The 20,706-nt window shown below is 41.5% G+C and carries 22 protein-coding genes; 6 read left to right on the top strand and 16 right to left on the bottom strand.

Translation table 11 applies throughout. The features are described 5' to 3' along the window. Nucleotides 1–298: 298 nt before the first annotated feature. Nucleotides 299–1,114, top strand: a complete 816-nt coding sequence (locus AEST_RS11090; RefSeq protein WP_008609101.1) for a hypothetical protein — start codon at nucleotides 299–301, stop codon at nucleotides 1,112–1,114. A 723-nt stretch (nucleotides 1,115–1,837) separates the two neighbouring features. Here AEST_RS11090 and AEST_RS17520 read toward each other — a convergent pair. Further along, nucleotides 1,838–3,127, bottom strand: coding sequence for a flagellin N-terminal helical domain-containing protein (locus AEST_RS17520; protein ID WP_008609100.1), 1,290 nt, complete (start codon nucleotides 3,125–3,127; stop codon nucleotides 1,838–1,840). A gap of 152 nt (nucleotides 3,128–3,279) precedes the next feature. Next, entirely contained in the window at nucleotides 3,280–3,510 is a 231-nt protein-coding gene (locus AEST_RS11080; RefSeq protein WP_039925456.1) for a helix-turn-helix domain-containing protein, read from the bottom strand. Between the two features lie 575 nt (nucleotides 3,511–4,085). On the opposite strand from AEST_RS11080, the gene AEST_RS11075 reads away from it, so the two are divergent. Next, nucleotides 4,086–4,574, top strand: a complete 489-nt coding sequence (locus tag AEST_RS11075) for an MgtC/SapB family protein (RefSeq protein ID WP_039925421.1) — start codon at nucleotides 4,086–4,088, stop codon at nucleotides 4,572–4,574. A gap of 101 nt (nucleotides 4,575–4,675) precedes the next feature. Here the strand turns inward: AEST_RS11075 and umuC are convergent, their stop codons facing one another. Together umuC and umuD are read right to left on the bottom strand one after the other, a co-directional pair. Further along, complete coding sequence (gene umuC / locus AEST_RS11070) at nucleotides 4,676–5,953, bottom strand: translesion error-prone DNA polymerase V subunit UmuC (RefSeq protein ID WP_039925420.1); 1,278 nt, start codon at nucleotides 5,951–5,953, stop codon at nucleotides 4,676–4,678. Continuing rightward, nucleotides 5,950–6,384, bottom strand: a complete 435-nt coding sequence (umuD, locus tag AEST_RS11065; protein WP_008609094.1) for a translesion error-prone DNA polymerase V autoproteolytic subunit — start codon at nucleotides 6,382–6,384, stop codon at nucleotides 5,950–5,952. The genes umuC and umuD overlap by 4 nt, the downstream gene beginning before the upstream one ends. Before the next feature lie 567 nt (nucleotides 6,385–6,951). Here umuD and AEST_RS11055 point away from each other — a divergent pair. The 3 genes from AEST_RS11055 to AEST_RS11045 all read left to right on the top strand — a co-directional run bounded on the left by AEST_RS11055 (nucleotide 6,952) and on the right by AEST_RS11045 (nucleotide 8,734). Next, the gene (locus AEST_RS11055) at nucleotides 6,952–7,173 is read left to right on the top strand and encodes a hypothetical protein (RefSeq protein ID WP_039925417.1); all 222 of its coding nucleotides are present in this window, start codon (nucleotides 6,952–6,954) and stop codon (nucleotides 7,171–7,173) included. 126 nt (nucleotides 7,174–7,299) lie between these two features. Further along, nucleotides 7,300–7,815, top strand: a complete 516-nt coding sequence (locus AEST_RS17280) for a hypothetical protein (protein ID WP_238534594.1) — start codon at nucleotides 7,300–7,302, stop codon at nucleotides 7,813–7,815. A gap of 4 nt (nucleotides 7,816–7,819) precedes the next feature. Next, a complete protein-coding gene (locus AEST_RS11045; RefSeq protein ID WP_008609093.1) occupies nucleotides 7,820–8,734 on the top strand; it encodes a DUF4868 domain-containing protein in 915 nt (304 codons plus the stop codon). A 27-nt stretch (nucleotides 8,735–8,761) separates the two neighbouring features. Here the strand turns inward: AEST_RS11045 and AEST_RS11040 are convergent, their stop codons facing one another. The 4 genes from AEST_RS11040 to AEST_RS11025 form a co-directional block, all read right to left on the bottom strand. Further along, the gene (locus AEST_RS11040) at nucleotides 8,762–9,469 is read right to left on the bottom strand and encodes a DarT1-associated NADAR antitoxin family protein (RefSeq protein ID WP_039925413.1); all 708 of its coding nucleotides are present in this window, start codon (nucleotides 9,467–9,469) and stop codon (nucleotides 8,762–8,764) included. 1 nt (nucleotide 9,470) lies between these two features. Beyond that, nucleotides 9,471–10,142 (bottom strand): DarT ssDNA thymidine ADP-ribosyltransferase family protein, encoded by a 672-nt coding sequence (locus AEST_RS17050; protein WP_083840428.1) that lies wholly within the window; start codon nucleotides 10,140–10,142, stop codon nucleotides 9,471–9,473. A 90-nt stretch (nucleotides 10,143–10,232) separates the two neighbouring features. After that, entirely contained in the window at nucleotides 10,233–10,964 is a 732-nt protein-coding gene (locus tag AEST_RS16835) for a BRO-N domain-containing protein (RefSeq protein WP_051030625.1), read from the bottom strand. Between the two features lie 857 nt (nucleotides 10,965–11,821). After that, nucleotides 11,822–13,099 carry a tyrosine-type recombinase/integrase gene (locus AEST_RS11025; RefSeq protein WP_008609089.1) on the bottom strand — a complete coding sequence of 426 codons (1,278 nt, stop codon included), beginning with the start codon at nucleotides 13,097–13,099 and terminating at the stop codon, nucleotides 11,822–11,824. Between the two features lie 333 nt (nucleotides 13,100–13,432). On the opposite strand from AEST_RS11025, the gene AEST_RS11020 reads away from it, so the two are divergent. After that, nucleotides 13,433–14,329, top strand: a complete 897-nt coding sequence (locus AEST_RS11020; protein ID WP_039925410.1) for a hypothetical protein — start codon at nucleotides 13,433–13,435, stop codon at nucleotides 14,327–14,329. 26 nt (nucleotides 14,330–14,355) lie between these two features. Here AEST_RS11020 and AEST_RS11015 read toward each other — a convergent pair whose 3' ends face one another. The 8 genes from AEST_RS11015 to AEST_RS10980 form a co-directional block, all read right to left on the bottom strand. Further along, nucleotides 14,356–15,453 carry a DNA cytosine methyltransferase gene (locus AEST_RS11015; RefSeq protein ID WP_039925409.1) on the bottom strand — a complete coding sequence of 366 codons (1,098 nt, stop codon included), beginning with the start codon at nucleotides 15,451–15,453 and terminating at the stop codon, nucleotides 14,356–14,358. Between the two features lie 115 nt (nucleotides 15,454–15,568). Continuing rightward, complete coding sequence (locus AEST_RS11010) at nucleotides 15,569–15,892, bottom strand: hypothetical protein (RefSeq protein WP_039925407.1); 324 nt, start codon at nucleotides 15,890–15,892, stop codon at nucleotides 15,569–15,571. A 57-nt stretch (nucleotides 15,893–15,949) separates the two neighbouring features. Beyond that, nucleotides 15,950–16,222 carry a helix-turn-helix domain-containing protein gene (locus tag AEST_RS11005; RefSeq protein WP_008609084.1) on the bottom strand — a complete coding sequence of 91 codons (273 nt, stop codon included), beginning with the start codon at nucleotides 16,220–16,222 and terminating at the stop codon, nucleotides 15,950–15,952. Then, nucleotides 16,219–16,629 (bottom strand): DUF2787 family protein, encoded by a 411-nt coding sequence (locus AEST_RS11000; RefSeq protein WP_008609083.1) that lies wholly within the window; start codon nucleotides 16,627–16,629, stop codon nucleotides 16,219–16,221. The genes AEST_RS11005 and AEST_RS11000 overlap by 4 nt, the downstream gene beginning before the upstream one ends. A 36-nt stretch (nucleotides 16,630–16,665) precedes the next feature. Continuing rightward, nucleotides 16,666–17,109: a JAB domain-containing protein gene (locus tag AEST_RS10995; protein WP_008609082.1), complete on the bottom strand. Its 444-nt coding sequence runs from the start codon at nucleotides 17,107–17,109 to the stop codon at nucleotides 16,666–16,668. 111 nt (nucleotides 17,110–17,220) lie between these two features. Continuing rightward, nucleotides 17,221–17,676: a DUF6641 family protein gene (locus AEST_RS10990; protein WP_008609081.1), complete on the bottom strand. Its 456-nt coding sequence runs from the start codon at nucleotides 17,674–17,676 to the stop codon at nucleotides 17,221–17,223. Nucleotides 17,677–17,715: 39 nt separating this feature from the next. Next, on the bottom strand, nucleotides 17,716–19,740 hold the full coding sequence (locus AEST_RS10985; protein ID WP_008609080.1) for an AAA family ATPase: 2,025 nt from the start codon (nucleotides 19,738–19,740) through the stop codon (nucleotides 17,716–17,718). A gap of 10 nt (nucleotides 19,741–19,750) precedes the next feature. Next, nucleotides 19,751–20,644 carry a tyrosine-type recombinase/integrase gene (locus tag AEST_RS10980; protein ID WP_039925406.1) on the bottom strand — a complete coding sequence of 298 codons (894 nt, stop codon included), beginning with the start codon at nucleotides 20,642–20,644 and terminating at the stop codon, nucleotides 19,751–19,753. Between the last annotated feature and the right edge of the window lie 62 nt (nucleotides 20,645–20,706).

Below are 20,706 nucleotides of genomic sequence, written 5' to 3'. Positions count from 1 at the left end.
TGCGGAGATGGTGAAAATTATTTTGAAATATGTTTCACACCTTTAGTTGACTAAACACGGCTGTAGAGCTTGTCAGATAAGGGTTTTATGGCTTACCTTTTTTGGGTAAAAATACACTTAAACCAACAAATTCTAACGAAAATTGTTTGTGATGATATTTAATCAGTTTATTCAGAGACTTATCTTAGATTTTTTAGGAGATACACACATTTGGTTTTTTGCGAAAATGCATAATATGGTGTAAATATCTGGTCTAGTTTATTAGATTCTTTCTGCACCTATAATGGGAAATGTTTTAATGTCGGATAAGCCGTATTCAGCTCGTAGACCTCATTGCTCCAATAAGATCGGTACTAAAGAAAATCCAATCATGCTCGTGCCTGAGAGCGCACACAGGCCGAAGCTGGTTAAACATCTTTACCCAGACTTTATACCCAGAAAGCCTGAAGATGAAAAAAAAGCCGATAAGACATCTGATGGTTTAAGGACGAATAATGGAGGTATAGACCTTAATAAATGGGGAAGTAGTGAGCGTAACTACTATCTAGAAAATGTCATCAACAATAGGTTTTTAAGCCATCTGGAAACGAAGTTAGCACTTAAGCTGTACAGCATTTTTACTCACAAAGGCGAATTTTACTTTCCTGGTTATATATTCATTGTCCGTGATACGCCTGATTTCAGTGTTTTCAGCAGACGTTTCGATAATTATATTTGTGTACTCAACTACCATAAAACAGAGGAATACCATTACTATTTCAATGGGCTCTATGATTTGTATGAGGATCTAGAATTGCTGTTTGTCGAGGACTACCACAAACAGCTTTCCAATGCTTTAGATAGCTTACATGACTTTGGATACATTACAGTAACTGATATTGTGGAGGAGAATTTAGATTCAAATCGCCACCCGAAAACTAGTGTAATACCCAAAATTGATACTAAAGTGGTTAAGAGAAAACCAAGACTTAAGCATATTAGGATAGGTCGATGGATGGTTCATACACCTGTTTGGTCTAAGTTGTTACTGCAAGTACCGTCAGAACCCTCAATACCACAGAAACCAAAATCAGCTAAAAAAGCTGAAGAGGCGGCAGACATTGTTAAGTCTTAGAACATTTCAGACTGGTAGCTGTTACTGTCTGGTAGTGGTTTAGCAATAGTAGTAGTGATCAATTTTTACACTGCCGAAACCTCTGAAACCATTTATGGTTAAGGTGGTTAATATTGATCGTATTTTAATAGTATTAGGGTAGCAGTGAGGTAAGTGGTTGATTATCTTTAGCTACTAAGCTACTAAGCTACTAAGCTACTAAGCTACTAAGCTACTAAGCTACTAAGCTACTAAGCTACTAAGCTACTAAGCTACTAAGCTACTAAGCTACTAAGCTACTAAGCTACTAAGCTACTAAGTATAGGTCTATGCTGATCGTAGAGTAGTCTTCTACCACTTGTGATTGTGATTGTGATTCTATTGCTACAAGAAAGTATGGCTTCGCCATACATACTGCACTTCGTGCAGGGATCTATTGGATCTGATTGTGGTGGTGTATTACTAATATTTCACTGCTAATACCCTCATAACTACTACTATATACAACGATATAAGAAAGCATTGTATTATTACATATAGTTATATAGCTGTTTTTAATGCTGTTAGGTACAGGTAATAGCAGTTTTGACAGTGATTTTCAGTAAAACGGCTTAAATTTGTATTATGTTCGCATGGGTTTTGACTGTTTTGACAGTGATTTCTAATGATAAATGCCTAAATCTGCATTGTGTTAGCCTGGGTTTCAGATGTTTTGACTGTGCATTCTTAGGTAACGCATACTATTTATTGTAGCAGTGTCAGTGCAGCTTGTGGTCTCTGGTTTGCTTGCGACAGCACTGTGGTACTGGCCTGCTGCAAGATCTGAAGTCGTGTTAGCTCAGCTGTTTCTTTAGCATAGTCGGTATCTCTGATCCGGCTTCGAGCTGCACTAACATTTTCCTCTATATTACTCAGGTTTCTAATTGTCGCCTGAAAGCGATTTTGCGTGGCACCAAGTTTAGCTCTAGCGCTATCAATTGTGTTGAGCGCTTCGTCAATGATCTCAAGGTTAAGTCTAGTTATTAATTCTTCATCTTCAGGCGGGGCTATCTGAAAAGGCTGAATTCCCACTTGATCAGGAGATAGGCCAGTAAGTTGTGATACGAAAGCTTGAGTTGCAAGAGCAGAAGGTTCATCAGCTGCCGAACCCGTCAAACGAAACTGGAGTTCAATACCAGGTGGTACTTGAAATGAGCCTGTTGCGAAGTCGATTGATGCTGTGAAATTGATTTCCGGTGAAGCTGCATATTGAAGTGCTAAACCAAAAACTAGCATATTAGTATTTGTATCGTTGCCAAATGTAAGTTGTCCTGGCACTAGTGGAGATGGCGCAAAAGGATTACCTGTAAACTCATCTTGAACGGGCCGGAATGGTAAGCCATTAACACTGACTTCTAGCCCTTGAATTACTCCACTTATCGGTGGGTTTGGAAATGAGTATGCTATGTTCCCCGGATTCCTAACTCCCGTTACTCGTGCTGAATTAATACCTGCTGTGCCATCAACAACTATTTCAGATAATCTGAGCCCTTCAGCGGTCCAACCCTCATCACGCTCAAGATTAACATTTATATTCTCACCGGCATTGGCACCAACTAGGAAGTCTCTATTTAGTCGGCCGTCAAGAAGCGGGATCCCAGCGAAGCTGGTAGTTTCGGCAATTCTAGTTATCTCTTTATTGATCTGTTTAACTTCATTTTGAATAGCTGTTCGATCTTCCTGACTGTTGATTCCGCTGCGAGACTGAATAACCAGAGTCCGCATACGTTGAATAGCCGTTGTCATCTCATCTAACGCGCCTTCAGCAACCTGAGATAATGATATACCGTCATTAGCATTTCTGATCCCCTGATTAATACCGTTAATCTGACTGGTTAGTCTGTTAGAGATTTGCAGGCCAGCAGCATCATCAGCAGCAGAATTAATACGATAGCCCGAAGCTAATCTCTGAAACGTCTGATTTAAAGGCGTATTCAAATTGCTTAGCATTCTCTGTGCGGTAAGCGATGATAGATTCGTACTGACGAATAACATTAACTATAATCCTAGGCGTATAGTCCTTATATGTAGGCGTTATCGTCACGAGCTAGACAGATCTTTAGCGAGATCCTGAAATAAATTTACCTGAAGCAGGTAAAGTACTGAGCTTACGCAAAGCCTATAAGCGCTAGCAGTGTGCGCTAAGCTTAATCGATGGGGTTGTTTGAATCAGGGATGAGATCTTTGACAGTGCAGTTTAACGCTGTAGCAATTTTCAGCAGTGAGTCTAGACTAGCATTTGCAATACCACGTTCTAGTCTGCTTATGTAACTTGGGTCAACACCAGTCGCATGTGATAGCGAAAGCTGAGTCAATTGATTAGCTTTGCGTCTGTCACTGATGTTTCTACCGAGTTTTTTTAAAAATTTGTCGTTCATAGTGCTTCCCAGAAAAATCATGGGGACTATGCGGTTTTGGTAGATATAGGTCTATAGGCTATAATCCTAGGACTATAGGTCTAATTGATGCGCGGCAGTTTTGTTCTTGTTAATGGTCAATAAAAGGGATTGTTGAATAGTGGCTTTGTGCCAAAAACGGACATTGACTTTGGCTGTTACTGAATTGCAGGTTTTAGTTAATCCACGAATAAATCTCCCAAACACCTGCACTATCCATCAACAGTATAAGCTGATTTAACGTTTAGCATTTCTTATTAAGTTTTTAACCACGGTCTTGCGGGCGCGAAACCGCTAGAGCGCTTAATTAGCGAAATGATGTACGCTTGGAAGCAATTGATTTAGCGTGGATTAAAGGTTAACTTATTCTGAGTAAAATTCATAAAAGAAGGCAATAGCATTTGCGTCTTGCTGGTTCTTTGAGTAAAGGATAAAAGCTATGCTGGTGATAGGTATTACGAGCATAGGTGCGCAAGGCGCCCCAAACTTTGCGTTAGGTTCGGCCTTGTGAAGAGCCTAGATGAAGTACCGAAAAACGAGAAGTGACAACGAGGACGATGGAAATGTGGCAAGAGATATGGAATACAGTGCTATCGGAATTCTCCGATGTCCAGGATGCGGAGCAAGTTACACGTATCACACTGCGTCTTCTCGTTGCTGCAACCCTTGGAGGCCTATTGGGATACGAGCGGGAGCAGCAAGGCAAGAGTGCGGGGGTGCGAACACACATGATGGTTGCCATAGGGGCGGCACTGTTCGTCCTCATTCCCCAACAAGCAGGGGCATCAAGCGCAGATCTGAGTCGGATATTGCAAGGTCTGATTGCAGGTGTCGGGTTTCTTGGCACCGGAGCCATCATTATGGGAAATAGAGAAGTAGAGACTCGGGGGCTGACGACGGCGGCAAGTATATGGGTAACAGCGGCAATCGGCGTCGCTGCAGGAATGGGACGGGAAACGACCGCCGTCTTGAGCACTCTTATAGCTTTACTCATCCTTTCTGTAGTTCCTTGGATTTACCGGACTAAAAACCAAAATAAAGAGTGATGCGCAAGAACAAAATTTGCCGTCTAACAATTAGCTATCCTTTCAGTCGCTTCGAGCCGCAGGTAAACTCAAGCGTTATTTCTGCTTTTCGCTCAAAGCACCTATTTAGCTTCAGGCAGATCAACCCAACTGGTCGTGTATTGCGGTGACAACATACCGCGTTTCATTGACCAGTCTTGTTTTATACCCTGACTAGCAAACCAGACCTTGCCTTTACCGCTGCCGTTAAGTTTATCAATGACTGTCATCAATGCTTTGCTTTGATAGCTTGGCGGTTCAGGTTCAAACAAGCTGCCTTGATAAACACCATCATAAAAATCTGACAGCATCACTCCTGACTTGGCGTAGCGATAGCCATCACGCCAGATCTTGTCGAGCAGCTTTACTGCAAGACTGATGAAATCACGAGTGTCAGCGCTTGGCGTTACAAGCGATGTACTGATGCTGTTTGCGTAGTATGGGTCACGTTCTTTATCGCTAAATGGGCTGGTTCGCAGAAAAACACTCAATTGCTTGGCTACTTGCTGCTCTTTACGCAGTTTCTGGCAAGCACGACTTACATACTCGCTGATCGCTTCCTGCATATGCTGTTTGCAGATAATCCTCTCACCGAATGAACGTGAACTCACAATTTCCTTTTTAGTTGGTGCTACCTGTTCCAGTTCTGAGCATGATTCACCGTTTAGCTCCTGCACAATACGAGATACCACTACTGAAAATTGCTGGCGCATAAAAGCAGGTTCTGCATCAGCCAGATCAAGAGCAGTATTGATCCCGAGTTTGTTAAGCTTTGCCGTTAATTTGCCACCAATTCCCCATACTTCACTAACAGGCAACAAGCTCATTAGTTTGCGTTGTCGTTCTTTATTTGTCAGATCAACAACACCGCCTGCTTTAGTCCACTTTTTAGCCGCATGATTTGCTAACTTAGCCAGTGTTTTAGTCGGAGCGATACCAACACATACGCTAATACCAATCCATTGTTGAATCGTACTGCGCACTTGCTGACCGAATTGAGTTAGGTCAACGCAATTACTCACACCTGTCAGGTCAAGAAATGCTTCATCAATAGAGTAGACTTCAACCGCTGGAGCCAGTTGCTCTAGCGTTGTCATTACCCTGGCTGATATATCGGCATAAAGTGCATAGTTAGATGAGCAAGCTAATACTTTGCCGGAATCAATCAGGTCTTGGATCTGGAATGCTGGTACTCCCATCTTTATGCCAAGAGCTTTAGCTTCTTTAGAGCGAGCCACGACACAACCGTCGTTATTAGATAACACGACAACAGGAGTATTCTTGAGATCTGGCCTGAACATCTTTTCGCAGCTAGCGTAAAAGTTATTGCAGTCAACAAGTGCGAAAGTTTTGGTTGTCATGGCCTTCTTATTTTACGTACCACGTTAGTAACTACACCGAAGATTTCTAACTCGTCCTCTGAGGTAATTTCAATTGCTTGATACTTAGGGTTGTGTGGTATCAATCTGATAGTAGGGGTTAAGCATAGCTCTTTAACAGTGAACTCATTGCTAAGTGCAGCGACAACAATGTCCCCATGCTTAGCCTCAATAGCCCGATCCACTACCAGAATATCGCTGTCATATATACCGGCGTCCTGCATCGAATCACCGCTAACTTTTACGAAAAACGTTGCAGCAGGATGCTTAATACAGAGTTCGTTTAGATCCAAGGTCCTCTCAACATAGTCTTGTGCGGGGGAGGGAAACCCAGCGGCAACCCTATTGCTGTAAAACGGTATAGGTAAGTAGCGTCTTACTGTTGATACCTTGCCAAGAATTTCTGCTGACATATCACACCTCAACATACTGTATTTAAATACAGTATAAGGCGAAGGCAGGAAAAACGGTAGTGCATGATTAGTTGGTGTTGAATTTGAAAGTGTCGTCCAATTCATATACATTTATTTTACGTAAAATTTAATGATGATAATCAGTATGGAGACGATAGAGGTTAGCGAAGCGCAGTTCAGGCAACAGCTATGGAGATGGAAATCAGTAGGCCGGACTCTTCTAAACTTACCGAAAATTGAAAAGCGTGATCACAAGTTAAGAATATCAGTCGTCAGCGTAGACAACATAACGTGCTACTCACTCAAGAAATCGTTCGAAAGCTATCAGCAGCTATTAAACTGGTACGGTAGCATATTAGACGAATTAGAGTGATCAAGCGTCCTGATTTGTGTGATTAGTGTTAATTTTCACTAGACTAGTGACAAGCCCATCAGATTTGTCTAAGTTAGAGACAAGAACAGTACTTTGTCTCTGATTTAGAGCAAAAGACGCACTTTAATATAGATTAAAGTGCAAAACTAAATTCTGCAGTGAATAAGTCTCAACACTACGGGGAAGTTATATTTATGGCGCATGAAGTATCGATTAACTTGCACACGAAGCTGGTTCAACACAAAGATATTGAAATCGAGGTAAAAAAGGATGGTGCCAAGTTAGGGGATTTACTAATTAGTAAGGGAAACATCGAATGGCTACCTGCTGGGAACAGCGTTAACAAGTACCGTATGAGTTGGTCGACATTTGCGGCGTTCATGGAAGAACATGGTAGAAATGTTCGCATAGAATAAAAGTTCAAAATTTGATGTTGTGATGTTTAAAAGCAACCTACTGTAGGTGTCATTCATAATATGCAATTTAACCTTCTGCCCGCGTTCCTAATTTTTCTGGGGTCATATCTACCACTAGCAATAATATTGGCAATTCAAGATATACCTTCAAGTTGGTGGTCAAAATCAATTTGTTCGCCAGATATAATGTTCAGCGATAAATGCAGCTATAACCCATTCATGAATCCAAGTTTGTCTTTAACATTTCTTGGGATCAGTGTGTTTGCTATTCTTCTTGCGCGATCATCACTTGGAAAAATTTCATATCCATTCCGCATCGAAGTGAAAAAAGCTAAGGCCATTCCAAATGAGATAATAAATTATACGTTTCCTTATGTAGTGTCATTTATGGGGATTTCGTATAGCGAACCTCAAAAGTTACTTGGATTTGCAGTGTTCTTAGTATGGATGTTTGCTATCACTTACAAATCTGGACAAATACTTATGAATCCATTGCTTTTGATTTTGGGTTGGAGGCTTTATGAAGCAACAATTCAGATTAACAACGTTGAAAAGGATGTCAGGGTTTTAAAGGCTGGCATGTTATCTCCAGGAACTTCAACAGCACAGACAATTCAAGAATTTTATATAATCAAAGGATGAATACATGCGGCCTGATTTTGTATCACTACGTAATTTTGATTATGCTAATAGCACAGTACATCTTTGGGTTTTTAAACGTAGTACCACTGCTACAAAATTTTCGGCATGGTACGCACAGACTGACAATGTATTAAATAATAAAATTATAGGTGTTGTTCAGTCAGAAATGAAGCGTATTACGGAGTGTGCGAACTATACACATCTTTCTCAAACAAATGAAAATAGTTGCTTAGAAACGACTATTCAGGGATGCAATTTTACTGATCTAAAAAATCTTGTCGATCGTCCTGAGCCAGATCACCGTATTCGATCTTTAAAAGATCTGCGGAATGCCAGCGGATATTTGGTTAAGTTTTCTAACAATGGGCAAGTGATTTATGCCGTTAAACGGACTGCTTCTAATTGGAGAACTTCATACCTTAAAACCCACATAAATATAGTTTTTAACAATGGTGAGCTTTCTGCAGCTGAAGATAATGGATTCGCTATTGAGAAATATTTTGATTTTTATGCACTGAATGGAGCCATCTTTATTTCAAATAAAAGCGCTTTTGAATCTGTTATGGAACATCGAGCTTCATATGCTCAAGCATTTTCTAACCTTCAATTGAGACCAGATTTCTCGGGTCTTTTTACTGATATTCAAGTGATTAGAAATTACGTCGGTACAAACTCAATTCAATTAAGGAGAATGGCGCGCATCGAAGAAAGAGGTTTGTTTACTCGACCTGGTTTCCTGTCAGCCGTTCAGTTGGTAAATGGTCGACGTAATTGGGGGTTAAATTTTGACAATGATACTGGTCGACTAATTCCATGTGAACAGACAGTAAGAACAATTATGCAAGTTCTTTTAGACCATCGTCTGCTTAGTGAAGTGACAGAATTGATCTACGACGTCCCTGACGCTGTTCAAGTTTAATGCTAAAGGTGACATGTTCATTATGTACTAAATGCGCATGCCAAATTGATGTTCTTCGTTTTCATTGGTATTGCTAATACTGTAATCACTATACAACTTTATAAAGTTTTCCTGCGACGAAGTCGCTTCGTCGAGCAAGTTACGACTCTGTAAAGCTTTAAAAAGTGAAACCGCGTAGGCTTGGCAGTTAATTGATTTTTCAGGATTAAACTCTATGTCAGTAAACGCGTCATACTGGTCAAGTTCGGCATGCAGTTCAGGATTATTTTTGAGAGCATTAACATATAGCCAGTCGTAAAAAGCGGTCATAGGTGATATTGGCCAAACTTGCCCATAAAATCTGAATGATGTGACTCTTCCTGAGTCTTTTAACCGTGGATCTTTTTTAGCTTCGATAGATGTTGCATTTAACAAATCAATGTATTGCTGGCCAGATTCAAACACCTTGCTACTCTGATAGGCACATTCAACGCTAAAAGTTCTTCCGTATCGTTTTGTTTTTATCATTAAATTAAAGGCACTTAATTTTACACCAATGTCTTCCTTTGATTTTGAGCTTACTTCCAATATTTTTTTAATTCCACTAACTTTATTCTTAGCTGATGAATGTAATTCATCAACTGACTTCTGCTTTTGGGATATAGCCATTCCAGCGTGCCATTTAAAATCTACAGGCACAGCTTTTACTAAAAATTTACCACTTTTAGCTGGAATGTATATTGGTCTGATCGCCATGTTACCCCCTGTTTATCGAGACGCCGGTATAACCGTTTTGTCTACTTTGCTTTCTATTATCAAAAACCCCCCAACCGTTCTTAGCCGAAGATTTAAACCCAGAATAGTTCTTCGCGAACTCAGCTCTTTGACTCTCCCGTTCAAAAATACATCCAATTATTAAATGAGGTTCAATGGTGCCGTAAACTAAAACTTCAGCTTGTACGTCCGTTGGGTCGCAAGGCAATAAATATGGATGTTCAGTTCTAACAGTTACTACTTTCCCAACAATTGTTTCATCGAACATTTTTGATAATGCTGCAGGTCCAGTAAAATTGCTAGGGGCAAGGTGTCTTACTTGGTTGCAAGCGGCATTTGTAGGGTAGAACAAACACGGTTTAGTTAATAAAATTTCAGGTTTTACTGCGATTACAACCCAAGATGTTTGCGGATTTTCATTTCTAAGCTTGTAAAGCATAGAGCAGTTTGGGTAAGAAATTGATAAACAATTTGCATCAGTCTTGCCATCCACACGGATTGTGTCATTGGTGAATCCATTTATTCTGTTATTTGGGTTATCAATTACAGCTCTTGGTTGTATTCCGTGCGTCATAATTGACGGTAAATTTTCTAGTCGGGTGAAGTGTATCAATGCAGAAATATTTCTACTTTCTAGGATATTGTTAATGGTCAATTTCTAAGTTCCTTTTAAATGTATTTTAATCAAGTATCAACAGTTTGAGTTTGTTCTTTGACGCTTTATTATTTAATTTTCAAATGAAAGTTAACGTTTCAGAGCTTTCTCCGCTGCTTTAATAAGGACATATTCTGGAAACGCAGGATGTGTTTTTCCATTGATAAATTTTTTCGCTGATGGTTCATCCTGTTCAGCACAAATCTTTATGCACCAACTAAGTATTAAGTGATAATGCGTTGAATCGATTTCATGGCTTTTACAAAAAGATTCTACATCAATAAATTTCCCCTCAGATTTCACAGCCTCCAGCATTGAGCCTAGATGATTGAGTCTCTCTTCATGTTCTAGAAATTTTTGCTTAGTTTGTACCTCCAGCCGCTCTCTCTCTTCAATTTCAATTAATAATGCCTGGACAAGTCTTTTGACATCTGAGTCCTTATTAGAAACTTTTAGAATGGGAGGAGGGTAGGTTCCGTACTTTTGGATTGATGGCAAGACTTCATGCGTTACCCACCTTTGAAACCTTTTGCACGCAGGGCTATTGTCTCTTAAGATAATCCTAAAAAGGCCTGGTTGAGTAACATATGTTTCTTGTCCAAACCCTTCTTTCTCATCTGGTTCAAGAACCTCGATCTGTGCTTTGATCAGGCCCATCAATCCCTCTGATTTTCCACCTTTGGCAAGCTCTGAGTTCTGTTTAGCGAGAAGTGCAACAATATCGTGAAGAGAGAATAAGACGTCTTCTCCACGATACAATGTTCTTATATTTGAGCCACCCTCAGGGTATGTAAGGATAATGCTATTGATATCGTTTTCCATTACTCATCTCACTGAAAAATTAATACGTGTAATCTTGGGGTCAATGCTACGCTTAAGAAGTGATAATGCATTTTCTGACAGGCTTCATTGCTTAATAAAATCCGGTCAAAATAGTAACATCCTTGTTCAAAAAGTTCCTTACCTAGTGTGGCAATCAGGACAACAGTGAGCACAGCCATCAATTTTACGTCCCTGATAACGCCTCCTAGCTTCTGATACCGCTGACTGGCAATTAGGGTGCTCACCCAAGTCTATTCTGTTACGAGGCTCTGGGAGCCAGTAGCAGGTATTGGTATTATGAACTTCATGTTCACCGGTTGATTGAGCGTTTGAGTTTAAGATGTATCTAGCCATAGTATGGCTCCTTAAATTGGATTGTAGTTACACAATAAAGCCTCTAATAAAGAGGCTTTCTGTCAGATCAATTTGGGGTTGATCTGTAATGTTCACGAACCTTTGTCCCGTCATTTCGGGTATGTGCAGGAACATGAACTTTCTTTTTACCACCTTGGGTTTTCGCCATGGTGTCAACTCCTTAGTTGAAAGTTTCAACTAGGCTGCTACAATCCAAACCCCACATTTGGGGTAGCAACCGTACTCGGTTGGTACTGCGATCTTCGGCCGAGTACCAGTCGGCCTTAGATCCTTCAACCTAACCCTCACTACATATGGTGTTTAGTTAGGGCTTAAACACAAGATAGTGTGTGTTTTGTATTTATGCAAGCGAGAAAACTGTCAAAATATACAGTGTCATTTTTGTGTTAGTGCTCACCAACCTGTTATCATAATTGCCCGGTTGCTTACCAATATTGCAACCCTTTTTGTGGTTTTTTTATACAACTTTAAAATTCTCTTTTTTATATACATCCTTTTCGTTTGTAGTTCTTTTCCCACTGAATAAACCGATCTTTCCATAGTTTTACTAACGATTCCTGATGTCCCCACTTTTTCTCGATTTCCCTTTTATCCGGTATCACCACACCTGATAGTTGCTGACTAAACATGCGAGGTATCACATGGCTGTAATGACGCTCGATCATTTCAATACTAGTACCACACTGACGTGCGAGCACATCAATGGTTACCTTTTGAGCCACCAGTTCCCATGTGATAAACGAATGACGAAGTGAATATAGTGTTCTTTTGCCGTGTGGTGATTCGTCAAGGCCAAGTTCTTTCAGTGCAGCATTAAAGGTACGGCTGATTTCTTTAGTTTCTGAACCATCAGGTAATCTAAACAGAAGATCTTTTGCCTGTCGATTTGGAAAACGTTCTGTCATTCGCCAGATTGTACGTTGTAAACTGCGTTTGCATACGACTTCACGAGTACCAGTATGCAGTGTCGTTTTACCCTTACGTACACTTATATAAAAGGTTGCCTGATCCTCATGGCGCTCAATATGAAGATCACCCCATGTTAGGTTGTCTAGCTCAGTACCTGGTCGCATACCAGTATTAATCACAAATTCCGCATAGTCTTGCGTCAATTCGCGGATCTGCTTTGTTACCTCTTTCCGACTGTTTTCCTCCATATCAAAAAGTTTTTCAAGAATGCGTTCGTATTCGGCAGGTGTAAAAGCTGCTCGACGAACCATATTTGCGCCATCTGCTGCAAGTGCTGGTATTTGTGAGGCAAGCATCCACTTATTTTCAACAGCTTCTTTGAATACCAGTTGCAGTGCAGCGTTATGTGTTAGAAGGGTAGAACGAGCAGGCTTACGTTTCATTTTCTCTTCGCGCCACTTATCGAAGGCTCGAAGTGCGTCAACGTCTATGCTGGTGATGAAAGTCCGGTCGAAGAATGGGATATGGTATCTGTTTAAGCAGCCTATATAGTCTTCATAGATGACTTTACCCGCACCACGTTCCATATCATGTTTCATGGTAGCAATGGCTTTTTCAGCAACATCCTTGAACCGTTTACTGGTTGTCAGTGTGTTAGTTTCGAACCGTATCTGATGCTCTACGAATATGCGGTGTGCTTTGGCTATTGCCTTATCTTTGTCTTCTTCCTTAGTTGCCTTGCAATACCACTTACCATCAATGACAAATCTGGCATACCAGCGTTTACTGTTATTCTGAAGAAAGATGTATAAGCCTGTGGTAACATCATGACGTTCAAGTTGTACACTCATAACCACTCTCCATACTGTTGATTCGAATCTTTGGCAGTTGGAAATAGGCTAAGAGAGCCACAGTTATAGAGTGCAAAAGGTGCTGTTTTTATGAGCAAAACTTGCTCTTTTGGCTGACGTTTAAGCATGATAGCAGTCCGAAGTTCTTGCAAAGAATTTGCAAAGTTTCTAAAAATGAGTGTAACTCATTGTTTTGTTGACTGCTATTCTATTTGTAGTCTGTTCAAAATCCACCGTTGGCGACAACGTGCCGGTTCGAGTCCGGCCCTAGGCACCAAATTTAAGTTCCACAATTGTTATTTTTCCGTTATTGTACATACAAGATTTTATTGTATGGACTTTATAGTTGTGGCTGCACCATTTGAATTAACACTTGTTGAAGAAAAACACGAGAAAATAAAAAAACTTTATGATTCTGGATTGTCACCTCTTGATGAAATTTCAGAAATCGCTTCTCAATGTTTGAAACTCATAGCCAATCTGAAATTTGATGATTACGGAAGTGTAGGAAACAAAAATTATATTTGCTATCACGAATTAATTTACAGCAGGCCTATAGCAACGGAGCTTTTTATTTCTGATCCAGAAGAATTTGAAGCATCTTGGTTAGATTTTATTGAGAAGATTGATTCTGAAAATTGCAGTTGTCAATTAGAGGTTTTAAATATTGATCGTATTATTTATACAGCAATAATGAGCTTTGCGATCTGCTATGATATTTGGAAAAATAGTAGTAGAAAAACTCCTGGAACACATTTTGAAATTCTTCTAGGTAGTATCTTTAGTAGGTTTTTTATCAATCACAATCGCGGAAAACATATATCACTACCAGATGGTGAAAGTTTATCAACAGATATTTGCTTTTCAAATAAAAATGAAATATTTGTTTTTCCAGCAAAAACTACAACGAGGGAGCGTATAGTTCAACCTTATGCTCACCAGCGGATTCTAGACTCGATATCACCTGGTCAATACAGAAGCATACTTCTTTGTGTAAGCGAAACGCAAAGGGACAACAAGAAGAAAAAAGTCAATGATATTTGTGTTCCTGGCACTATTAAGCTGTATCAAGAACACTTATCAAAGTTAACTGGAATTTACTATCTAGATCCTCCTGTACGTTATCTCAGCCAAGATATTCTCAAACTTGTAAAAGTAGGTTCAATTGGAGAGCTATTAAAGAGTGATTTAAGTAATATAATAAAATTAAATCAAGTTGGAAATGAGTAGACTTTAAAGTCTACTCAGGAGCTGATTCAGAAAATAGATAACTGCAATTCATTTTTTCGTATAGAAAGTTCTTCTGATTCTATATTTGATAAAACTTTCTTTATTTGTTCTGCAACAGCTTTAGCTAGTGGAGGTGGTACAGCATTTCCAATTTGATACCTAACTTCTTGCCTACTCCCTTGAAAATTCACACTGTCAGGGAATCCCTGTAATCTTGCTGCTTCTCTAGGTGTTAGTGGTCGGTTCTGAAGAGGGTGCCCATAACGACCTCGCGTAAAACTATCAAAGCCTCCTGTAATTGTTGGGCATTGACCATTCCAAAGTAGGCGGCCGTAGACATCTGGCCATCCTCCGCTTTTGGTATCTGCTTTTTTATGACACTCTAATCTTAAATCAAAAGGGATGTCTTGCCATCCACCACCCTGAGGCACATGAGAAAACCTTTCTATGTTTATTTGTGTGACTCGGGCTCTCTGATGATTGAAATAATCTGGATGTTCAGAGTAGTCCATTGGAGGCTCAGGTAAATCTCCTATTATTTCACCGACAGTGCGCCATTTTTCAACCGTTGGTTTTGGTTTTATGAACGGTAGTTCAAAATCTTTACGAATTCCTACTAAGATAAATCTTTCGCGTGTCTGTGCCAGACCATAATCGGCTGCATTATAAAAATGAGGGTAAAGTCTATAGTTTTCAACGTAGTTCTCTAACTCTAATAATTGAGAGAGACCCCTTTTTTGTCCGAAAATTGCGACATTTTCAAGTATAAATGACTTTGGCAGTAATTCTTTTACAAGTCTCGCGTACTCTTTAACTAAGCCATTTCTTGGATCATCAAATATGTGTGCTCCTCTCCGTTGCTTTGAAAACCCTTGGCAGGGTGGTCCTCCACTGAAAAGGTCAAGTTCACCAGTTTTTAAATTGGAATATTCTTTAATAAAATCAGATTTAATCTGTGATGCATCAGCAACAATACAATTATTAGATATGCTTGTTTGATAAGTTTTGACAGCCCATTCATTGAGGTCAAAAGCCATTTTTACATCGAACTCAGCTTGGTCAATGCCAATTGACATCCCGCCTGCTCCACAGAAGCTCTCTATACAAGTAAATTTTTTCTTCATTTAGGATATTTCTTTAAGTTAGCTCACAGGACCATATTGGACTGTATATTAATACAGTTTAACGGGTAAGTGTGATTTTTGTATAACCCTGTGAGGGGTTTCAGCTTGATGCGTTTCAACTTATTGAGTTTAATAGAAATGTTATTATATCTTTTGGTTCATCAGTAGAGATTATTGTGGCATTTTGATCATCAATAACTATATCGGGATATCCATCGTCACCTAAATTCTCTGCTGTGGTAATCGTATAGCGTTTGCTATCAGATTCTCGATTGTCAGGGTTTTCGAAATCAACCCATAACACAAAATACAGACCATTCTTCATGTACCAAAAACTTGGACAGACATCGTTGTGATAACTCTTGTCATGAAGTTGTGGAAAATCGCTTAGGTTAAATCCAAGATTGAAGTTAGCACCAAACGCTTTTTTATACAGCATATAAACCTCAGTTAGTTGTCAGGGCAGCGCGGGATTTTTACTGCCCTTAATTCATATTTACGACTGCTGTTTAAACGAAACTTGCACGGACAAGAATGATTTCATCGGTGATACATCAAGCCAGTTACACATATCAATGAATTCCAACAAGTCCAGTCCTCGCTGTGCCTGTTCAATCTTGCCAAAATAGCTATGCGGTCTGCCGCTTTTCGCTGCCATATCTCGCATAGTATACCCTTTTGCCATGCGCTGTTCACGTACCCACTGACCTAATGCGACTCTACGTGGATCATCGTTGTTGATGTTTTTACGCTTATCAACCTTACTCATGATGATACCTCCACCTCAAAAACCCCCATATCCAGCCAGTAGGTTAAAAAGTTGTCTTCCCATATCGGGTAGATTTCTCTGGCGACTTCAATAGGGTAGTAACCTGTTATGTCCTGAAAGGTGCCAGCGATAAATTCGAAATCGAGTGACTTCAACAGCTCGGCACAGTCGCCAATACCTGCAAAACAAAAATCGGTGATGTAGCAGAGTTCGTATCTTCCACATCGGCCTGTGAGCATGATTTCAACCGGATGGTAGCCGCCTTGTTCAGCGCTGTATTTCGGATCACGAAAGTTAACGGTAATGAACTCTGCCATCGGCTCTTTAACCGGCTCAATGACTTCGATAAGTGCATCGATAAATCGCTTTGATACAGGCAAAGCTAAGCCCTCGTACTGAATACGCATAGGTGTTTTCCTCTCGATAAATGTTGGGTTGTGCAGCTAAAAAATGTGCGGGTGTGTTTGTTGCAAGCTGGTAAAGCAGTCAAGGCCGATAATCAGATGATCCATCACTTTAATGTCCAACACTTCAGCGGCCTTAATCATCCGCTCGGTAAAGTTAATGTCTGACTGACTGGGTTTCGGGTCGCCTGACGGATGGTTATGTATCAGCAGAATATTCGGTAAATTCAGTAGCACAGCAGTACGCAGTATTTCAGCAGGACGAACCTGAACCGCATTGACTGTGCCGGTTGCAACGACTTCAAAACAGTTAATGTCGTGCTGCTGTGTCAGGTTAACGACGATAAACTGCTCTTTTGTTTCATACTTCAGATAGTCAAATAACTGTGCAATGCGCTCAGGTGAGTTAATGTTCTTACCTGTGATATTGCAGGCCACATCTTTAAATCGATACTTCACATCGATTTCGCGTAACGTTGGCATGGCACCTCCAAAACCGTTAAAGCCTGTTAGCTGTTCAGTGCTGTTATTAGCGCACTGTCAAAACCTCTAAACTGCCAGAGTGTTGTTGCACTCTGGCAATCACGTTCATGGTTAAGCCGTCTTTTTCGGCTCTTTAGGTTTTGAGGGTTTCTGCGGTTTAGCCTGCAAGATTTGTTGATCTAACTCGCCTGCTTCAACGGCTTTGATGATGGCGTTAATCACGATCGGTAGCTGTGCTTTATCACCAACATCGATTGCAGATTTTCCTTTATCAAGCTCCATAGGTTTAAAGCCGACACGGATTTCAAAGTAGTAGTGATTGTTATCGTCGAAGTACCAAGGCCGAACCGCTTTGCGCGTGCGCACGGTTTTGCGCTCACCCGTCTCGGGGTCTTTCACTTTTTTATCGCGATACGATTCATAAGGCTGACCGTCTAACATGGCCTGCGCAATCGCTAATTGCTCATCGAGCTTTTCAATCAGTCGTAAGCGTTTGCCGATGATTGGTGGTTTAGGCTCAATTTTTGGGCGAGCGATAACCTTGAGAGAACTCAATATACTAGTCATAGGTATTTCCTTTGTTAGTCGCTGGCGCTTGTCACTAAATTAGTGAACAAAGCCAATCGTTGGGTTGGGTTGTTTACGTTTGTTCTCGTCGAGCAGCATTTTCAGCGCTGACTGACGATGGTCTTGCTTGGGTTGAAACTTCATGCGTCTTGCGATGATTGCAAAGTCGCCAGGTGTTAAGCGCTTGAGTGTACTGAGCTGCTGTTGCTCGTCCTGAGTAAGCCTAGAAACGCTCAGAACGCGACGGAACAGCATCAACACTTGCTCTGTGTGCAAGTAGTCGCACTCAAGCTTAAAATCGAATCTACGCAGTACGGCTTTGTCTAACGCTGTTTCGAAATTAGTTGCAGCGAAGAGCGGCTGCGTAAAGCACTCAAGCTGTGTCAGGATTTCATTCACTAACTGCGTTTCGTGCTGTGCCTGAAGCCTGTCACGACTTGTCAGTAAGCTATCGACCTCATCAAGCAGCAGCGCGTGTTTGTTGCGATGGGCGCTGATAAACAGCTGTCGAACGTTCTGCTCACTTTCACCGACATACTTGCTAAGGACATCTGAGCATTGCACCCGTTTTAGCTTGATGTCATGCGCTTTTGTTAGATAGTGCGCATACGCCGTTTTACCGGTTCCAGGTGGTCCACAGAGCAGTACGCGAACCGGCTGACCTTGCGATACCGCATGATTGATTTCATCGATAACGGATTTCGGTTGCTTAAGGTTAAGCAAACTTACATCAAACGGTATTTCCTGCTGATAGCGCATGTCGTTTTGCCACAGTCCACAGGCTTCAAGCGTATTTTCAATCACCTCTAGCATGGTGCTTTCGGCTTTGGTTCGCTTCTCACCGACAGTCTTTGTGACATAGGCCGCGTTACCGATAATGGCCGGTGTGATGTGTTTAACGGCTGCTATCTTTTCAACTGCGTTTTCACTGAGGTTAAGGCCATGCACGGCCTGTTCAGTTAGCGCTTTTAACTTGCTCTCATCCGGTGAGTTGATTTCCAGTACCAGTTTAAAGCGGCGTAAGTAGCTATCTTCAAGGCAACCAACATGATTGGTTATCCAAATCGCTGGCACCGTGTTGCGCTCCAGCGTCTGATGCAGCATATCTTTGCTGTACGAGCTATCAGCGTTTAGAAAGATGCTCTCACACTCATCAATCAGTAACAGGTTTTCTGTACTGTTACGAAGCAAGGTCTGCACGGTTGTCAGGTACTGTACACGTTGACTGTTCACGTACTTAGTACTGTGTTTCTGCTGCAACTTGCCGTCTGCAATAACCTGACTGCCTATCTCAAATAACTGCCGGTCAAGCTCTGAGGCCAGCGCACGCGCTAACTCTGTTTTACCGGTGCCAGCACAACCATACAGCAGCACATTAATACCGGTATGCTGAGCAGCCGTCGCTTTTTGCATATACCTACGCAGCAGGTCGATGTTCACATAGTCAAAGTCTGACAGCGTAAATGCCGGAGCAGGGCTTTTGACTAAGAAGCTTGCCAGTATTTGCTCGCAGGATGTCACGACACTTTTTGTCAGCAGATACTGAATAGGGTTCGACATCTCTAACCACGGCAGATGCTGTGGTGCTGAATCGGCACTCAGAATGCCTTTTGAAATCAGTGATTCCATCGCCTCAATAATGTGATGCTTATCGAGGCCACTGATGTGCTCGTAGAACAGCATTAGGTCATGGTCTTGGTCTGGTAACTCAATACAGTCGATTAAGAACTTCGCGTGCGGGTTAATGTTCATGATGAGGATAAACTCAAGCAGGATGGCGACTCGTTCATCCAACTCGAAGATATTGCATAGCTGACTGAGATTTTGTCTAACCTGCTCGGTTTTCTTCGGTGCTGGATCAGGAATTTTCAGGAGCTCCAGCAGCTCAAAGTTCGTGTTGTAATCGTTGTAGGATAAGCCCGTGCCTATAATGCGACTGACCATCGGTAACGTTAGCTCAATCATGTACAGCGCATCAGGTATTTCAGTCAGTAAGCGATAACACATCGCGCCAGCCATATGATTCAGGTGACGCGAAGGCGATTTATGTTTAGCTTTTGCCATTCTGGATACCTTACTCATAACGCAGTGCCGCAGCTGCTTGCTGCATAAACTGCACATCACGTTTATCGTAGATTGTGGTTGTGGTCATAGACGCATGGCCTGCCATCTGACGCACGGTATTAAGGTCCACATTTTGCTCTAGCAGGCGTGTAATAAAGGTGCGCCTTAGGTCATGCGGTGACGCATTCTCAACACCAATACGCTTTAACTTGCTCTTAATCAGTCTGAAAACGAGTGACACACTGATAGGGCTATGGGGGCTGACTTTGCCACCTACTTGAACCGGACAGAACAAGAAACCTGCTTGTTTCGAGCGCAATGCCAGCCAGTTTTGCAGATGTTGCTGGCACCATTCAGGCAGATAGACCGTGCGAGATTTATTGCCTTTACCGTGACGCACCAGCAGCGTTTGCTTGCTAAGGTCGAGGTCTTTAATCTCAAGTGCGACAAGCTCAGAGCGTCGAAGGCCTGTACCGAGCAGCGCCGCGAACAGGGCAACGTTACGAATACCGGTGGCAGAGGTTGAACGCGTTAGGAGGTCAAATAACGATTTAACCTGCTGCTTAGTCAGTGCGGTGCCCTGAAACTCAGGATACTTCAGCTTACTGATGGTACTTAGCTGCTCTAGTTGCTCTGGATCAGCTTGCTTCATCATGACCGCGATTTTAACGATGCTTTTAAGCGCAACCTGGGCACGGTTGACAGAGCGAGGTGCCCAGCCTTCGTGCTGTAACAGCGCACGGATTTGCAGCATTTCCTGATAGTTGACGCGATTAAAACGGGTCACATCATCAAGCGGCCAGCCCATGATACGTGCAATGCTACGCAGTTGTGAGGCAATAGATACCCTGCTTGTTGCCGACAATTTGCTTAGGTAAAGCGCGTACGGCGAAGCTGTACTCATAGAGTACCTCCGATAGTTAAGTTTGATTTTTAGGTGGTTGTAAAACGGGAAAGGGGTGTGAT

It is taken from the genome of Alishewanella aestuarii B11, assembly GCF_000280055.1.
GTDB lineage: Bacteria > Pseudomonadota > Gammaproteobacteria > Enterobacterales > Alteromonadaceae > Alishewanella > Alishewanella aestuarii.
This window is presented reverse-complemented; position numbering and strand designations above follow the sequence as displayed.